General features: G+C 69.6%; 17 protein-coding genes. 8 read left to right on the plus strand and 9 right to left on the minus strand.

The annotated features are described in order from the left end of the window. Positions 1–6: 6 nt before the first annotated feature. The 5 genes from ACWDUM_RS23995 to ACWDUM_RS24015 all read right to left on the minus strand — a co-directional run bounded on the left by ACWDUM_RS23995 (position 7) and on the right by ACWDUM_RS24015 (position 3,825). Complete coding sequence (locus tag ACWDUM_RS23995) at positions 7–1,383, minus strand: FAD-dependent oxidoreductase (RefSeq protein ID WP_450135905.1); 1,377 nt, start codon at positions 1,381–1,383, stop codon at positions 7–9. A 94-nt stretch (positions 1,384–1,477) separates the two neighbouring features. Beyond that, complete coding sequence (locus ACWDUM_RS24000) at positions 1,478–1,804, minus strand: DUF3349 domain-containing protein (RefSeq protein ID WP_450135906.1); 327 nt, start codon at positions 1,802–1,804, stop codon at positions 1,478–1,480. 16 nt (positions 1,805–1,820) lie between these two features. Next, positions 1,821–2,144 carry a DUF3349 domain-containing protein gene (locus ACWDUM_RS24005; RefSeq protein ID WP_450135907.1) on the minus strand — a complete coding sequence of 108 codons (324 nt, stop codon included), beginning with the start codon at positions 2,142–2,144 and terminating at the stop codon, positions 1,821–1,823. Between the two features lie 62 nt (positions 2,145–2,206). Continuing rightward, entirely contained in the window at positions 2,207–2,491 is a 285-nt protein-coding gene (locus ACWDUM_RS24010) for a hypothetical protein (protein ID WP_450135908.1), read from the minus strand. Positions 2,492–2,508: 17 nt separating this feature from the next. After that, positions 2,509–3,825 (minus strand): anion permease, encoded by a 1,317-nt coding sequence (locus ACWDUM_RS24015; protein WP_450135909.1) that lies wholly within the window; start codon positions 3,823–3,825, stop codon positions 2,509–2,511. A gap of 314 nt (positions 3,826–4,139) precedes the next feature. Between ACWDUM_RS24015 and ACWDUM_RS24020 the strand changes: the two genes are divergently transcribed. From ACWDUM_RS24020 to ACWDUM_RS24040, 5 genes are all read left to right on the plus strand, one after another. After that, entirely contained in the window at positions 4,140–5,558 is a 1,419-nt protein-coding gene (locus ACWDUM_RS24020; protein ID WP_450135910.1) for an ABC transporter substrate-binding protein, read from the plus strand. Positions 5,559–5,667: 109 nt separating this feature from the next. Continuing rightward, entirely contained in the window at positions 5,668–8,013 is a 2,346-nt protein-coding gene (locus ACWDUM_RS24025) for an ABC transporter permease (RefSeq protein ID WP_450135911.1), read from the plus strand. Continuing rightward, complete coding sequence (locus ACWDUM_RS24030) at positions 8,000–8,779, plus strand: ABC transporter ATP-binding protein (protein WP_450135912.1); 780 nt, start codon at positions 8,000–8,002, stop codon at positions 8,777–8,779. The genes ACWDUM_RS24025 and ACWDUM_RS24030 overlap by 14 nt, the downstream gene beginning before the upstream one ends. Further along, positions 8,776–9,519 carry an ABC transporter ATP-binding protein gene (locus tag ACWDUM_RS24035; protein ID WP_450114402.1) on the plus strand — a complete coding sequence of 248 codons (744 nt, stop codon included), beginning with the start codon at positions 8,776–8,778 and terminating at the stop codon, positions 9,517–9,519. Before ACWDUM_RS24030 ends, ACWDUM_RS24035 begins: the two co-directional genes overlap by 4 nt. 2 nt (positions 9,520–9,521) lie before the next feature. Then, on the plus strand, positions 9,522–9,875 hold the full coding sequence (locus tag ACWDUM_RS24040; protein WP_450135913.1) for a hypothetical protein: 354 nt from the start codon (positions 9,522–9,524) through the stop codon (positions 9,873–9,875). A gap of 47 nt (positions 9,876–9,922) precedes the next feature. Here ACWDUM_RS24040 and ACWDUM_RS24045 read toward each other — a convergent pair whose 3' ends face one another. Then, the gene (locus ACWDUM_RS24045) at positions 9,923–11,533 is read right to left on the minus strand and encodes an MFS transporter (protein ID WP_450135914.1); all 1,611 of its coding nucleotides are present in this window, start codon (positions 11,531–11,533) and stop codon (positions 9,923–9,925) included. Between the two features lie 199 nt (positions 11,534–11,732). Here ACWDUM_RS24045 and ACWDUM_RS24050 point away from each other — a divergent pair, with 199 nt between their 5' ends. Beyond that, positions 11,733–13,166, plus strand: coding sequence for a hypothetical protein (locus ACWDUM_RS24050; protein WP_450135915.1), 1,434 nt, complete (start codon positions 11,733–11,735; stop codon positions 13,164–13,166). Positions 13,167–13,212: 46 nt separating this feature from the next. Here the strand turns inward: ACWDUM_RS24050 and ACWDUM_RS24055 are convergent, their stop codons facing one another. Both ACWDUM_RS24055 and ACWDUM_RS24060 read right to left on the minus strand, forming a co-directional pair. Then, entirely contained in the window at positions 13,213–13,593 is a 381-nt protein-coding gene (locus ACWDUM_RS24055) for a VOC family protein (RefSeq protein WP_450135916.1), read from the minus strand. 1 nt (position 13,594) lies between these two features. Then, the gene (locus ACWDUM_RS24060) at positions 13,595–14,068 is read right to left on the minus strand and encodes a hypothetical protein (RefSeq protein WP_450114407.1); all 474 of its coding nucleotides are present in this window, start codon (positions 14,066–14,068) and stop codon (positions 13,595–13,597) included. A 184-nt stretch (positions 14,069–14,252) separates the two neighbouring features. On the opposite strand from ACWDUM_RS24060, the gene ACWDUM_RS24065 reads away from it, so the two are divergent. Next, complete coding sequence (locus ACWDUM_RS24065) at positions 14,253–15,068, plus strand: IclR family transcriptional regulator (RefSeq protein ID WP_450114408.1); 816 nt, start codon at positions 14,253–14,255, stop codon at positions 15,066–15,068. A gap of 58 nt (positions 15,069–15,126) precedes the next feature. Here the strand turns inward: ACWDUM_RS24065 and ACWDUM_RS24070 are convergent, their stop codons facing one another. Further along, positions 15,127–16,020 carry a 1,4-dihydroxy-2-naphthoyl-CoA synthase gene (locus tag ACWDUM_RS24070; RefSeq protein WP_450135917.1) on the minus strand — a complete coding sequence of 298 codons (894 nt, stop codon included), beginning with the start codon at positions 16,018–16,020 and terminating at the stop codon, positions 15,127–15,129. Between the two features lie 97 nt (positions 16,021–16,117). Here ACWDUM_RS24070 and ACWDUM_RS24075 point away from each other — a divergent pair, with 97 nt between their 5' ends. Next, on the plus strand, positions 16,118–16,756 hold the full coding sequence (locus tag ACWDUM_RS24075; RefSeq protein WP_450135918.1) for a PaaI family thioesterase: 639 nt from the start codon (positions 16,118–16,120) through the stop codon (positions 16,754–16,756). Positions 16,757–16,774: the final 18 nt, after the last annotated feature.

The following is a 16,774-nucleotide window of genomic DNA, read 5'->3' on the forward strand; positions in this document are numbered from 1 at the left end:
CGCCGGTCACACGGGCATGCCTGCAGTGCGGCGGGCAGGTACGGGCGAGGTGGCACCGAGGGCGGCTGCCGGACGCAGGTTGCCGCGCAGGACCCGAGCGGCGGTCACCGGGCGCAGCAGCGCCGTGGGGCGCTCGAGCAGGTTGATCACGCGCAGGAACTGCGCCCCGACGTTCGGGTCGGTGGCGGCGGCGCGATGCACCCTGGCCGTGTATGCGTTCGAGATCCGGGTGCGGGTACTGCGCCGGCCCTCGACGCAGGGAATGTTCAGGTCGCTGTCCGACGACGTCGTCCAGGCGTCGTCGAGGAGCCGCCGGATGCGGTGCAGGAAGCGGGGTGCCAGCGCCTCGACTCCCTGACCCAGGCATCGGCGCAGCGCCAGTGCCTGCGCGCCTGCGACGCTCATGCCCTGGCCGTAGACCGGGTTGAAGCAGCAGATCGTGTCCGCGAACGGCAGATAGCGCTCGGGGAGCGGGAGCGCCTCGTAGTGGCGGCGGACCGTTGTCGGGATCCGGTAGCGCACCGGCTCGTCCAAGGGTTCGGCCTCGGCGACGAACCTGCCGAACTCGGGGGCCGGGAGCGTGGCCGCGAAGGCCGCGAAACCGTCCGGGTCCAGGGGCGGTTCGTCGTGGGCGTAGCCGGTGACGGTGGTCACCCAGGCGCCCTCCTCCTGCGCGAGGATCACCCCACCGCGCGGGAGATCTGGGGTCGCGCCCACCGCCACGCCGAGCGCGCCGGCGAGTTGGGCCGGATCGCGCCGGAAGTGGCGAGTGGCGTAGGCGAGGCCGATGCTCAGCCGGTCCTCGGGGGGCCGGGGGCACCCGAACGACTCGAGCCACGGCTGCGTCTGCGAACTGCGGCCCGACGCGTCGAGCACCAGATCGGCGTCCACCGCCACGTACCTGGATGCCTGACGCACGGTGACGCCCGTGACCCGCCGGCCCGATTGGTCACCGGTGAGATCGACCGCAGCGCAGGACTCGGCGACGGAGACGTTCGGCAGCGCGCGCACCCGGTCCCGCAACTGCCACTCGATCAGCGGCCGGCTCGCTCCGACCGCGCGCACGCCCGCGTGGCTCGACAGGTGACGCTGTCCGTCGAGGACCACCCGGAACGTTTCGCCGGCGTCGCCGGTCGGGGCGCCCCTGGAGATCAGGTCGGAGGTGAACCCGGGGAAAAGGTCGTCGAATGCGTCCGCGCCCCGGGCCAGCAGCACGTGTGCGTGCCGCCCCTGTGGCACACACTTGCGCGGGACCGGATCCGTCGGGAGCGCGTCTCGTTCGACAACCGTCACCCGGTGGTAGAACTCGCTGAGCACCCGCGCGGCGACGAGTCCACCGACGCCCGCACCGATCACGACGGCATGGTCACCCTGGATCGTCATGACGATCGCCTCTTTCACACTGGATTGGCTTCAACCCAGCGTCGGTGATCGGGTGCCGCGACGTCACGAGTGGCCGACTACTCGGATCTCCCGGTCAAATCGGGCGGTACGGGTTCTGCTGCTCCTCGTCCCACGGGCCGGCGAGGGGCCAGCCGCCGGCCGCGAGGTGTGCGCGTACCCGCGCGACGTCGGTTTCGAGTGGCATCTCGTCGGTGACCTTCGTGATCAGTACGCCGATGTCGACCCGGTCGACCGGCGACTCCTGGTCGACGAGGGCGGCGGTGACCGTGCGGACCTCGTCGTCGGACAGACGACGGCGCAGCAGGGCGATCAGGGGGACGTAGTCCTGCTCCGGCACGCCGTTGGGATACCCGGCACGCAGCCAGCCGAGAATCGAGGTGAGAAACGGTGGAAGGCTCACTGGGTACCCCCTCTCCCTAGGGTTCGTCGTCGAGGCCCGCGAGCGGCCATCCCGCGGCGACCAGCACCGATGCCACCCGCGTGATGTCCTCGGTGGACGGTTCGGTGTCGGTGACCTGTTCGATCAGTTCGCCGATCTCGTTGCGCGTGATCGTCGGGTCCGGCGCCTTGCCCGCAGCCTCGGCGAGCGCCACCGAGACGTCCTTGATCTGCTCACTGGACATCTGCCGGTACAGCAGGGCCACGAGCGGGACACGGTCCTTCGGCGGCACGCCCTCCGGGTATCCGGCGCGCAACCACTTCAGGACCGACAGCGGGAATGACGCTTTCACGGTGCTCACAAACGTTGCCTCTCGACGCCATGGTCTCCCGACCATGCGGTCTCACGCCAGTGCGGTCGACGCTAGAACAGTTGGATTCCGAACGTGTGATCGAGGAAGTCCGCCATGATGAACAGGATGCCGGTGACGATCGCGATCACCACGATCGCGAAGCATGCCACGGCCGCCGCGGTGGCCAGCGGGCTTCTGGTGGTGGTCGCCGGGGCACCCGACTCGTCCACGGTCGTGGGGCCGGATCCGAGCAGGCGCAGTCCGAACGCGAACATGGCGGGCAGTCCGGCGCCGAGCACGAGGCCGACGAGGATCACCTGCCACAGCGATTCGGCGGTTTTCGTCAACAGGTCCATCGGGTGCTTTCCGTCGGTCAGGCCGACACGTTGTCGGCGGGCTTGACGCGTGGGGCCGGCGTGACGGCTGTGGTGTCCGGCAGGACTTCGGTCACGCCGGGCGGGGCGGGAATGTCCTTGACCAGCGCGGCGTCGAGGGCGGTCAGATCTGCGAGCACGACGTCCGTCGTGTCCGGCAGGGACGGGACGGCGGCCTCCGGCTCGACGCGTCCGGTCCACTCCGCGTTGACGTTGCTGTGGTCGACCGGCTGACGGCGCGAACGCAGGTACATCAGCGTGGCCAGTGCCAGCAGGATCGCGAAGACCACCAGCACGCCGGGCAGGCCACCGATCAGGTGGGCGATGCCCCAGCAGATCGCGCCTGCCAGTGCGGCGGACGGCAGGGTGATCAGCCACGCGACGCCCATCCGGCCCGCCACGCCCCAGCGCACCTCGGCGCCGCGCCGGCCGATGCCGGTGCCCATGATCGATCCCGTCGCGACGTGGGTGGTCGACAGCGGGAGACCGAGGTGGCTCGAGGTCAGGATGATCGCCGCGGACGACGCCTCCGCTGCCATGCCCTGCGGCGCGGCGATCTCGACCAGGCCCTTGCCCAGGGTCCGGATGACCCGCCAACCGCCGAGATAGGTGCCCAGCGCGATCGCGACCGCACAGCTGAGCTTGACCCAGAACGGCATCGGCGCATCCGCGGTGATGGTGCCGTGCGCGACCAGGGCCAGGAAGATCACGCCCATCGTCTTCTGGGCGTCGTTCGTGCCGTGGGCGAGGGAGACCAGTGACGCCGACCCGACCTGGCCGAGCCGGAAGCCGCGTTCCTTGGTGTCCTCGCGGACGCCGTGGGTGATCCGGTAGATCAGCCAGGTCCCGCAGGCAGCGACCAGACCGGCGACGACGGGGGCCAGCAGTGCGGGCACGATCACCTTGCTCAGCACGCCCGCCCACTCGACGCCGTTCATGCCGATGCCGGCGATCGCGGCGCCGATCAGGCCGCCGAACAGGGCGTGCGAGGAGCTCGACGGGATGCCGAACAACCACGTCAACAGATTCCAGAGGATGCCGCCGACCAAACCGGCGAAGACGATCAGGAGGAGGTCCTCGCCGCCGGTCGAGCTGAGATTCACCACGCCCTTGGCGACGGTGGCGGCGACCTCGACGGAGAGGAACGCACCGACCAGGTTCAGGGTTGCGGACAGTGCCACCGCGACTTTTGGTCGAAGAGCCCCGGTTGCGATGGAGGTGGCCATCGCGTTCCCGGTGTCGTGGAAGCCGTTGGTGAAGTCGAACCCGAGGGCTGTGACGACCACGACGAGAAGAACGATGAGTTCCGCGTTCACAAGCTTCCATCCTCCGTTACGACGGCGTAAAAGTCGAGTCACGAGGCGGCTGTGGGGCGTGCTCTTCGGCACAGGCGCGACAAGCCCTGGCCTGGTCGTTCGATCGGCCCTGCGAGCAGGACACGATCGGGTCTCGGGGGTGGGAAGCATCACACGAGTTTCGTCGATGTGGCCGAACTCACGCTCAGGTCTCACTCACCGGGAATGGACGATTCTGGCGGCTATCCGCTGGCTAGCGTCCCCGCATCGAGTGACGCAGAACACTTCTTTTCCGCGTCTACAGCTCGACCGCGTCAAGAACGGAGACACCGATCGTGAACCCACGCAAGCCCGCGAAGCTCTTCGCGGCCCTCGCCCTGTCGGCCGCGTTGGTCTCGGCGTGCGCCACCGACCGTGGTGGCGACGCCGGCGTGCCGACCTCGGGCGGCACCGGTGACGCGAAGTCCGCGTCCGCGTCCGACACCAAGTTCGGCACCCTCGCCTCCCCGTGCGGCGCCGGCGACGCGAAGGGCGCCACCGATCAGGGTGTCAGCGACACCGAGATCAAGATCGGGTTCGGCGACGACCGCGGCTACGCGCAGAGCCCCGGCCTGAACAAGGAGATGTCCGACGCCGTCTCCGCGATGATCGACTGGTGCAACGAGCAGGGCGGCATCAACGGCCGCAAGATCGTCGGCACCGACTACGACGCGGCGATGACCAACGCCAACACGGTCATGCAGGAGGCGTGCCGCTCCGAGTTCATGATGGTCGGCCACGGCTTCGCCATGGACCAGACCGCCGAGCAGACCCGCGTGGCCTGCAACATGGCCGCCGTCCCCGGCTTCACCGTCTCCCCGGACGCCGCGAGCGGTCCGATGTCCTATCAGGGCGTGCCGTTCCCGGTGGACTACGCCAACGGTGCCGCCTGGTTCCAGATGGCCCAGATGCACCCCGACCTGCTGAACGACTTCGATCTCGTCGGGTCGACGATGCCGACGATCATCACCTCGCTGGCCAAGACCCGCTCGATGGCCGAGGCCGCCGGCTTCAAGCTCAAGGACTGCGGCGTCACCCTCAACTACCAGGGTGAGCCGAGCTACGTGCCGTTCGCGGAGAAGTACAAGCAGTGCGGCGTCAAGGGCCTGTGGACCTCCCGGTCGCCGGTGCCGAACGAGTTCAACTTCTTCAAGGCGGTGGACCAGGTCGGCATCGACCCCATCATCTTCGGCGAGGCCACCTGGTACGGAAACTCCGCGCAGACCTTCAACAAGGAAAGCGGCATCCTCGACAACCTCAATGCCGACATGACCTTCCAGATGCTCGAGAACGCCGACAAGGTTCCGGCCGTCGCGAAGTACAAGGAGTTGGTCGCGGCGGAGGGCGGCAAGACCGCGCTCCTCGGCATGCAGTCCACCTCCTCCTTCCTGCTGTGGGCCACCGCGGCGAAGGAGTGCGGCTCCGACCTGACCCGCCAGTGCATGGTCACCGAGCTGTCCAAGATCCACGAGTGGGACGGCGGCGGCCTGCACGCGGTGACCGACCCGGGCAAGAACATGCCGGCCAAGTGCGGCCTGATGGTGTCGCTGAAGGGTGACAAGTACACCCAGGTCTTCCCCGAGCAGGCCGCCGAGTTCGAGTGCAACGACAAGTACCTGATCAAGACCGACCCGTCGACCTGGGGCACCGAGCTCGGCCCCGACCGGATCTCCACCAAGTACCTCGGACCGAACGTGATCAAGCCGCAGGTCTGATCGCTGCGGCTCACGGACTCTCACGGGGGCGGTGCGGCGCACGTCGCACCGCCCCCGTTATCCGACCTAGCGTTAAACACCTAGGGCCCCCACCACCAAGGGTTCTCACATGGACACTTTCGTGACATTCACGATCCTGGGCCTCGTGCTCGGTTCCGTGTACGCGATCGCCGCCTCCGGGCTGGTGCTCACCTACAACACCTCCGGCATCTTCAACTTCGCGCACGGCGCACAAGCCATGCTCGGTGCGTTCGTCTACTGGCAGCTGAGCGTCGGCTGGGGGGTGCCGACCCCGCTGGCCCTGCTGATCGTGCTCGGCGTCTTCGGGCCGCTGATGGGCCTGGGCCTGTACTTCCTGATCATGCGGGGGCTGCGGGACACCGCCGAGGTGACCAAGATCGTGGTCACCGTCTCGATCATGCTCGGGATGCTGTTCCTGTCCCAGTGGTTCTGGCACCCGGAGGACCCGCGCACCCTGCGGATGTTCTTCGGTGACGACGCCAAGTTCTCCTTCTTCGGTGCCACGGTGCACGTGCACGAGCTGATCTGCCTGATCGCCGCTGTGGCGATCGCTCTCGGTCTGCGCCTGCTGTTCACCCGCACCCGGATGGGCGCGACCATGCGTGGTGTCGTCGACGACCCGGACCTGCTCCGCCTGAGCGGCCACAATCCCGAGCGGATCGCGGGCTTCTCCTGGGCGCTGAGCTCGATGCTCGCGGTGCTCGCCGGCATCCTCATCACCCCGATCAGCGGCGGCACCCTCGAGGCCAACCTGCTGACGCTGCTGGTGATCGACGCCTTCGCAGCCGCCATGTTCGGCCGGCTGCGCAGCATCCCGCGCACGTTCGTCGGCGCGGTCGTGCTCGGCCTGGCCGGCACCTACCTGCTCGGGTACGCGCCCACGACCTGGACGTGGACGTCCAACCTGCGAGTCTCGCTGCCCATGATCGCGCTGTTCGTGGTGCTGATCGTGCTGCCGCAGGATCGCCTGCGCGGCGCCGCCGTCCGCACCCGCGAGCGCTACCACGTGCCGTCGGTGCGCAAGGCCGTCGGCTGGGCCGTCGCGCTCGTGGTGATCGTGTACCTGATCCGTCTGCTGATGGTCGAGTCCGCGGTGACCACCCTGACCATCGGCATCTGCTTCGCGATCATCGCACTGTCACTGACCCTGCTCACCGGATACGCCGGCGAGATGAACCTGGCCCCACTGTCCTTCGGCGCGATCGCCACGATCATCGTGTACCACTTCGGCATCACCGGATCCGGTCTCGCGCAACGGCTCACCATCGTCGGCGTCATCCTCGGCGTGATCGTCGCGGCGCTCGTCGGCGGACTCGTGGCACTACCCGCCCTGCGCCTGCGGGGGCTGTACCTGGCCCTGGCGACCATGGCGTTCGGCGTGTTCCTGTCCAACATGGTGCTGCGCGACACCACCGAGCACGAGCTGTTCGGGCAGAAGTTCTCCATCTTCACCGGTGGCAACCTGGTGATCCCGCCGCTGCAGGTCGGACCGCTCGACCTGGGGAACCCGACGACATTCCTGATGACCGTCACCGTGGTGTTCGCGGTGCTCGGCGTCGTGCTGATCGCGCTGCGCAACAGCGGCTACGGCCGCCGGCTCACCGCGATGAAGGACAGCCCCGCCGCGTCGGCGATGCTCGGGCAGAGCCTGGTCAAGCTGAAGCTCAGTGTGTTCGTGCTGTCGGCGGGCATCGCCGGTCTCGGCGGCATCCTGATGTCGTCGGCGATGGGTTCGGTCTCCGGGGAGTCGTTCACGATCATCATCAGCCTGTCGCTGCTCATGCTCACCGTGGTCGCGGGCATCGGTTACGTCAGCGGCGCCTTCTTCGGCGGCGTGATGGCCGGCGTCGGCTTCTCGGTCATCATGGTCTCCTTCAACAACCTGGCGAAGACCCAGCCCGACCTCGAGGGCCTGTACCTGCTGCTCGGCAACATCGCCGCGGTCAGCCCCGCGCTGATCGGTATCGGTGTGGGACACAACCCGTCCGGCAGCGTGCACCAGGTCGTCGAGGGCTACCGCAAGCTCAAGGATGCCAAGCCGGTGCTGATCGGCGGGGCCGCGGTCGTCGCGGTCGCGTACGTGCTGGCACTGACCGGTGTCCTGGACAACTGGTGGTTCGCCTCGATCACCATCGTCACCGGGTTCGCGCTGCCGGTGATCGGCGAGATGCTCATGCCGACCGCGGTTCTGGGCGAAGAGGAGGCCGCGCGGCGGCGTCCCGTCGACCCCGAGACGATCGGCATCGACGAACCGTACGACGACGAGGTCATCGCACGGGTCGACCGGGAACTCGGCCTGCCCGCAAGCGTGCGGCCGGCCTCACCCGTCGCGGCGACCTCCGCGGCAGGCAGGCACTCCCGCGACGATGCCGCGCCGGCGACCACCGCCGGATCCGAGCCCGAGAAGGAGCTGACGACCAATGCCGTCTCCTGATGCGACACCACTGCTCGAAACCCGGGGCGTCACCGTGCGATTCGGTGGTCACGTGGCGGTCAACGACGTCAGCCTCGCCGTGCACGCCGGCTCCGTCACCGGTCTCATCGGCCCCAACGGCGCCGGCAAGACCACCCTGTTCAACACCGTCACCGGTCTGCAGAAGCCGACCGCGGGGCGGGTGCTGATCGACGGGCAGGACGTGACGGGCAAGGCGCCCTACAAGCGGGCCCGGCTCGGACTGGCCCGCACCTTCCAGCGGCTGGAACTGTTCCTGTCCCTGTCGGTGCGGGACAACCTGCGGGTGGCCGGGGACATCCATGGCACCGGACTGCGGGGCACCGGACTGCGGGGCACCGGCGTTCGCGGTCGCCGTGATCTCGCGGCCGAGACGGATCGGCTCCTCGAACTGACCGGGCTGACCGACGTCGCGGACAAGGACGTGTCCGACATCCCGACCGGCCGGGCCCGGGTCGTCGAGGTGGCGCGCGCACTGATGACCGACCCGCGGGTGCTGCTGCTCGACGAGCCCGCATCCGGTCAGACCGAGAAGGAGACCGAGGACTTCGCCGAACTGCTCGTGCGGTTGGCGGGGGAGGGGCTCGGCATCTGCCTCGTCGAGCACGATCTGCCGCTCGTCATGCGGGTGTGCTCGCAGATCCACGTCCTCGACTACGGATCCCTGATCGCCTCGGGGACCCCCGCCGAGGTCCAGAACGACCCGGCGGTCATCGCCGCCTACATCGGAACGGAGGAGGTGGCATGACGGCACCCACCGAGACCGCGGCGGATTCCGTTGCGGTGCAGCCGGAACCGCTGCTCGAACTGGCCGGCGTGCGCGCCGGGTACGGGGCCATCGAGGTGCTGCACGGGGTCGACCTGCAGCTGCACCCCGGCGCCGTCGTCGCGCTCCTCGGCCCGAACGGCGGCGGCAAGACGTCGACACTGAAGATCTGCTCCGGCATCCTGCCGGTGACCTCCGGTGAGTTCCGGCTCGCCGGACGATGTGTCAACGGCGTCGACGCCGCCACCCTGGCGCGGCTCGGGATCTGCACCATCCCCGAGGGGCGGGGCGTGTTCGCCAACCTCACGGTCCGCGAGAACCTCTGGGTGGCCACCGGCACCGGTGCCAGCCTCAAGGATCTCGAAGAGGTTGCATACGAACGCTTCCCGATTCTCGGCAAGCGGCGCGGACAGCTCGCCGGATCGATGTCCGGCGGCGAGCAGCAGATGCTGGCGCTCTCCCGTGCGCTCGGCACCGCGCCGACGGTACTGCTCCTCGACGAACTGTCGATGGGACTGGCGCCCCGTGTCGTGACCGAGATGTACGACATCGTCGGGCAACTCGCGGCCGAGGGACTGTCCATCCTCGTCGCCGAACAGTTCGCCCGGGCCGTCCTGCCGATCGCCACCTCGGCGGCGCTGATCCTGCAGGGCCGGGTGGTCCGGACCGGGAAACCCGCCGACATCGACCGTGAACTTTCAACCAGCTACCTAGGAGGATGACGATGACCGCAATCGCGGAGGACCGTCGCGACCAGTTCAAGAAGGACGTGTCCGAATTGAAGTTGAAGACCGAGACCGGCGGCGGTGACGGCAAGGCCCGCATCGTGGGCCTGGTGTTGATGGTGGTCGGCGCGGTGGCGGCCTTCATCGTCTACTTCGCGTCGCTGTCCCTGGACGACCTGCGCAACATCGCCTCGTACCAGATCCTGGCGACCGCGCTGCTGGCGCTGACCGTCATCGGTGCCGCCGTCTACCTGGCGGGAGCGGTGGCGCGGGTGCTGCGGCTGTGGCTGCTGCGCCAGCTCTACGAGGCCCAGGCGCAGGCCGACCGCATCACCGAGGCCCTCGGCAAGTAGAGGCACCACGCGCCCGTGCGTGATCTTCACCCCGACCGGGGTGAAGATCACGCACGGGTGACCGGATCGCGCGGAAGGCGGCGGGCCGCGAAGAGCGCACCCGCCGTGATCAGCGCGGCCAGCGAGAACGCCACCTGCAGCGCCTCGAGACGGGCCTGCGCGTTCACCTCGACCACCGCATTCACCGTGTCCGCCGGGATGCCGGCCTCGTCGAGGGCCGCGGTCAGCTGGGTGTCGGACAGGAACGGCACCCCGGCGGCCAGTTCGGTACTCGCCTGCTGCTGCACCGACGGCGGCACCGCCGGGTTCGACTCGATCCCCGCGACGACCGACGAGCTCAGCGTCGCGATCAGCACCGACCCGATCAGCGCCGTCCCCAGCGAGGCACCCAGGTTGGTGGCGGTGTTCTGCAGGCCCCCGACCTCCGGGCTCTTCTCGTCCGGCACCGCCGACACCGTCACCGCGCCGAGCTGCGAGGACAGTGCGCCGAGGCCGAGGCCCATCAGCAGCATCGGGAACGCGACGACCGCCGCGTTCGCGCCGGGATCCATTCCCGCGGCGAGGATCACGATGCCGACGAGCATCGCGATCAGCCCGAGCCGCACCACCCGCCGCGGGCTCGCCTGCGGCCACACCTTCGGGATGCCCACGGCCGCGACCAGCAGCGCCACCGACAGCGGCAGCAGGCGCACACCCGTGCCCAGTGCGCTCAGCTGAAGCACCACCGACAGGAACAGTGGGACGGCGAAGAACACCCCGGCCTGAATCATGAACTGCGCGAGGAACATCGTGAGCCCACCGTTGAGCTGACGGTTGCGCAGCAGTGTCAGGTCCAGCAACGGCTGCCCGCCGCGCGCGGCCAGGCGCGACTCCCAGCGCAGGAACAGCTGGATCACCAGGAGTCCGGCGAGGATCAGCCAGAACACCGGCGACAGCCCGAAGAACTCGGGGCCGCCGGGACGCACCCGCACCCACCCCCATTCGCTCGACCTCAGCACACCGAACACCGCCAGGCCCAGGCCCGCAGCGGACAATCCCGACCCGACCAGGTCCAGCTTCACCCGCTGCGGCGGCACGTCGGAGATGCGCCGCAGCACCAGCAGGATCGCCACCACGATCACGACCTCACCCGCGAACACGTACCGCCAGGACGCGAACGTCGTCACGGCGCCGCCGATCAGCGGTCCGGCCGCGACGGCCATCGCGCCGGCCGCGGCGATCAGCCCGTACGCGGACGTCCGGCGCTCGGGCGGGAAGTTCGCGGCCACCAGCGCCACGATCGCCGGCATGATCAGCGCCGCACCGATCCCCTCGAGGAGGGACCAGCCGATCAGCAGCACGGCCAGGTTCGGTGCGAGGGCCGTCGTCGACGACCCGAGACCGTAGATGACCAGCCCGAGTCCGAATGCCCGGCGCCTGCCGAGGATGGTGCCGATCTTGCCGCCGGTGATCATCAGGGTCGCCATCACCAGCGTGTACAGGGTGATCGCCGTCTGGATCCCGGTGATCGTGGTGCCGAGGTCGGCGGCCACCGACGCCATCGACACGTTCATCACCGAACTGTCCAGTGTCATCAGGAACTGGCCTGCGCCGAGGACGGTGAGCACCAGTGCGGAGCCGCTCCGGGTGGTGTCGGGTTCTCGGGTGCCAGCACTCATGGGGTCGCCTCGCCGTTGTCGCCGTCCGGGTCGGGCCGGCCGTGTCGCAGACCGGCCGGGCAAACCGATTGTGCGCCGCGCGCACCGCGCGCACAGCATCTCCGGCGGGTCGGGCCCGGGAATCACCCCGGGCGGATGAGGCGGGCCGACCGGCGGTTCTGGTGTGATACTCGCGGGGCGACGAACAGGGAGGTCGGCGATGACAGGACCGGAGCACGGTGCACCGCTGACACCGGACGAGCGGGCCGAGCTGGAACGGCTGCGACGTGAGGTCGCGGAACTGCGGGCGGCCCCGCCCGCGCCGCAGCCGGCGGTCGCGGCCGCCCCTCCGACCTCCGGACATCCGGCGCTGCGGTGGACGGCCGCCGGTCTGCTCCTCGTGCTCGTCGCGGTCCTCGGAATCGGTGCGGTGGCGGCTCGGTACGCGCGCAGTCAGATCCTCGACACCGACCGTTACGTACAGACCGTGGCGCCGCTGGCGTCGGACCCCGCGCTGCAGGCGGCACTGACCGACGAGGTCACCGACCAGATCATGACCCGGGTCGACGTCGAGCAGATGACCGCCGACGCGCTCGGCGCACTCACCGAGGTCGCACCGCGCGTGCCGCCGGCCGTGGTCGGCCTCGCCCCGGTGATCGCCGGACAGGCGCAGTCCTTCGTGCACAACACCGTGTCGCGGCTCGTCACGTCCGATCAGTTCGAGACCATGTGGGTCGAGGCGAACCGGCAGGCGCACCAGGAACTGGTTTCGGTTGCCACCGGTGAGAACTCGGGCGCCCTCAAGGTCAACGACAAGGGCGAGGTGAGTATCTCCCTCGCCGCGATGATCAACACCGTCAAGGCCGAGCTCGTGCAGCGCGGATTCGCGTTCGTCGACAAACTGCCCGACGTCGACGCGACCTTCGTGATCTTCCAGTCGGCCGACCTGGTCAAGGCCCAGCGGCTGGTGAACTGGCTCGACAAGGCATCGGCGGTGCTGCCCTGGCTGACCCTCCTGACCGCGCTGCTGGCGATCTGGGCCGCCCCACGCGGCGGGCGGCGGCGGGCGCTCGCGCTGGTCGGGGCGGCCCTTGCGATCGGGATGGGGATCCTGGCCGTCGCGATCAGCATCGGCCGGTCCGTCTACCTCGGGCAGGTGCCCACCGACGTGCTGCCGCCCGATGCGGCCGGTGTCCTGTTCGACACCCTCGCGCAGCCTCTGCGCACGACCGTGCGGGCGGTGTTCGTCCTCGCCGTGCTGATCGGGATCGTCGGCTACCTGTCCGGATCGTCGCCGTCCGCGACCGCGATCCGGCGGGCGTACAGCCGGTCGATGGACCGGCTGCGTTCCCCGGACACCGAACGGGAGCCGCGAGCCGTCGAGACCTACGCCGCCCGGTTCCGGATGCCACTGCGGATCGCGATCATCGCGATCGCGGTTGCGGCGCTGGTGTTCTGGCGATACCCGTCCGGGATCGTCGTCATCGTCACGATCCTGATCGCGGTCGTCGCGCTGATCGCCGTCGAACTCCTCGCCCGCCCCGCCCTCGCCCGCGCCGGAGCCCCGGCGCCCGCCGCCGCGTCGGAGGCCGAGGCAGCGGCTGCGGCCGGTCCGAGTGAGCAGCCGAGTGAACGGAATCGTTCGGTCGAGTAGATCGACTGAACGGAGCATTCTGCCGGGGGGTTTCGCCGGGATCGGGTCAGCGGATGTCGCGGCGCAGCGGGTGATCGGCGGGGACCTGCACCAGCACGATCGACACCCCGTCCGGGTCGGCGATCCACATCTCGTGCAGGCCCCACGGCTCCTGCCTCGGCTCGCGCGCGATCGTGACCCCCGCGGACATCAGCTCCGCCTGCGCGTCCTCGAGATCGCGGACCTGCAACCAGATCGCGCCCTCGAAGGTCGACTCCACGTCGCCGCCGCCGTGCCCGGCCACCTCGATCAGGTTCTGGCCCGCGAAGAACACCGTCCCGCCGGGGTACTCGCGGGCGATCGCCAGGCCCAGTGCGTCCCGATAGAACGCGAGTGTTGCCGGATAGTCCTTCGGACGCAGGATGATTCGGCTGCTCAGGATCTCCATGTCACTCCTGTTCCGGATCGGCGGGCCGCGACTCGTGGCCCGGACGGCCGTGGGTACGCCGCGCTTCCTTCATCTCGGCCTCGTTCACGTGTCTGCGTCCGCCGAGCACGCGCTCCCGGGCGGCGGCGTCCCACCGCCGGAACGTCGTCCAGTAGCCGTCGTCGAACTCCTCGACCACCTGGAACGTCCACCTCCCCGGAAGCACGTTGCGGCCGAGCAGATCGGTGTCGATGTCCCCGGCCAGCTCCGGATGGCCGGCGGCGCGCAACGCGGCCACGGCCTCGCCGACCTGGTTGTCCGCGTGCCCGATCAGCTGGTGGAAGGTGTACAGCTGGCCGCGTGCTCGTTCGACCGTCTCGAGGGCCTCGGACAGCTTCCCCACGGCGGCGACCTCGGCGTCGGTGACGCCGTCCGGTCGGGTGTGCCTGCTCTCGGGGCGCTCTCTCGGGTCGTCCGGGGCGACGGCTTCGGTCATGGGGTCAGTCTGCCCGAGTTTCGCCCGGTGTGCGGCGTCCCGTCGTCCGGTGAACCGTTGAAGGAAGGGCACGTGTTTCGTCTGCCGGGTGACCGTCGCGGCCGCGACGTGACCGGACTTGAGCTGTGGCCCCGGTCACTGTAGAAAGAAATTGATTTCAGTTCGGGAACGGGAGGCGGACACCGTGACGGTTGTCGACATCGGACAGTGGCAGGCGGACGCTCCCCGCGACCGAACATCCGCGGCGGCGCGGGAGGGCCGGCGGGAATCGATGCTCGAGCGGATGACGCGGATCATCGACGCCTTCGACGACCCGAACGAGGGGCTCGGCCTCGAGGACGTCACCACCCGCACCGGACTGCCGCGCTCCACCGTGCACCGGATCATGGTCGAACTCCTCGACCTCGGTTGGATCGGCCGCGACGGCCGCGAGTACCGGCTCGGTGCGCGTGCACTCGGCGCCGTCGGCCCGCAGGCGACCCACGCCCGAATCCGCATGGCAGCGGGCAACATCGTGCAGGAGCTGTACCTGCGTACCGGGCTCGTCGTCCACCTCGGGGTGCTCGAGGGCGGTCGAGAACACTTCCTCGACAAGGTCGGCGGCCCGTTCGCGCTCGCGATCCGCAGCCGCGTCGGGTCGTCGCTCGCCGCACACCGCGGCACCGGCGGCCGTGCCATGCTCGCCACCCTCGCACCGGAAAAGGTCGACCGCCTGGTGCGCGCCGAGATCGATGCGGGGGAGCGGCTCGACGGCTGGACGTTGCCGAGTCTGCACCGGGAACTGAACAGGATTCGCGGCGCGGCGGGTATCGCCGTGCAGCGCACCGAAACGAATTCCGGAATCGCCGACGGCGGCATCGCGTCGGTTGCGTCCGCGGTGCGGGCCGGCGACGGGACCGTCGTTTCGCTCTGCGCAGCCGGTCAGGCCCACAAGGTCCGCCTCGACCAGGTGGCACCGCTCGTCAAGGACGCGACGAACCGGCTCGCGGTCGCACTGTGACGGCGTGCGGCCCCGACGCCGAAAGCGTCCGGGCCGCACCGTCATCCGCGCGAGTCGATCAGAAGTACCACGGGTACGGCGACCAGTCGGGGTCGCGCTTCTCCAGGAACGAGTCGCGGCCCTCGACCGCCTCGTCGGTCATGTACGCCATGCGGGTGGCCTCACCGGCGAACAGCTGCTGGCCGACCAGGCCGTCGTCCTGCAGGTTGAAGGCGTACTTGAGCATCCGCTGCGCCTGCGGCGACTTGCCGTTGATCTTCGCCGCCCACTCCAGCGCGACGTCCTCGAGCTCGGCATGGTCGACGACCCTGTTCACCGCGCCCATGTGGTGCATGTCCTCGGCGGTGTAGGTGTCGCCGAGGAAGAAGATCTCGCGAGCGAACTTCTGGCCCACCATCTTCGCCAGGTACGCGCTGCCGTAGCCGCCGTCGAAGCTGCCCACGTCGGCGTCGGTCTGCTTGAAGCGGGCGTGCTCGCGGGAGGCCAGGGTCAGGTCACAGGTGACGTGCAGGCTGTGCCCGCCGCCTGCCGCCCAGCCGTTCACCAGCGCGATGACCACCTTCGGCATGAACCGGATCAGACGCTGCACCTCGAGGATGTGCAGCCGGCCCGCGCGCGCCTTGTCGACGGTGTCCGCCGTCTCGCCCGAGGCGTACTGGTAGCCGTTGCGGCCGCGGATCCGCTGGTCGCCGCCCGAGCAGAACGCCCAGCCGCCGTCCTTCGGGCTCGGGCCGTTGCCGGTCAGCAGCACGCAGCCGACGTCCGACGTCATCCGCGCATGGTCGAGGGCCTGGTAGAGCTCGTCGACGGTGTGCGGGCGGAACGCGTTGCGCACCTCCGGCCGGTCGAACGCGACGCGGACGGTGCCCTGCGTGACGTGCCGGTGATAGGTGATGTCGGTGAGGTTCTCGAACCCGGGGACGGGACGCCACAGCTGCGGATTGAAGGTCACGGAGAGCAAGGATAGGCCGAGGGCGAGTCGTCGCCTGCGCGGCGGCGTTGGCGCCGCCTGCGCGACCGCACCCGAGTGGGGGATTACCGTGCACGTCATGAGCGAGAAGGCCGAGCGTGACGGCGACTACGAGCATCACGGCGGATTCCCGGTGTACGCGGCCGACGCCGACAACGGCGGCCCACATTTCGGTCGGCTCGTCGAGGCGCTGCGCACCGTGCAGGACCTGGCCGTGTCCACCGCGCCGCCGCAGGACGTGATCGAGCAGGCCGCCGAGCAGGCGGAGGCCCTCGCCGCGCTCCTGGCCCCGCATCGGGCACCGGAGGGGCACTACCCCGCCGGCCGGTCGGTCGGACTGCCCGGCCGCGGCAGCCTGCTGATGCTGCCGTGGACGATCGAGAAGTTCGACACCACCGGCGTGCGCTCGACCGGGGTGTTCCGGCGCTACCACGTGGGAGGCAACGGCGCCGCGCACGGCGGAGTGCTGCCGCTGCTGTTCGACGACCTGTTCGGCATGGTCACCCACGCCTACGGGCGCCCGATCAGCCGCACCGGCTACCTGCACGTGAACTATCGCAAGATCACCCCGTTGGAGACCCCACTGGTCGTCGAGGGCGTCGTCGACCGGGTGGAGGGCCGCAAGACCTTCGTCACCGCCCGGCTCACCGAACCCGACGGCACGCTGCTCGCCGACGCCGAGGCGCTGATGATCGTGCTCCTGCCCGGGCAGCCCTGAGTCCCGTGTCCGCGTTCG

This window comes from Rhodococcus sp. NPDC003322 (assembly GCF_053589555.1).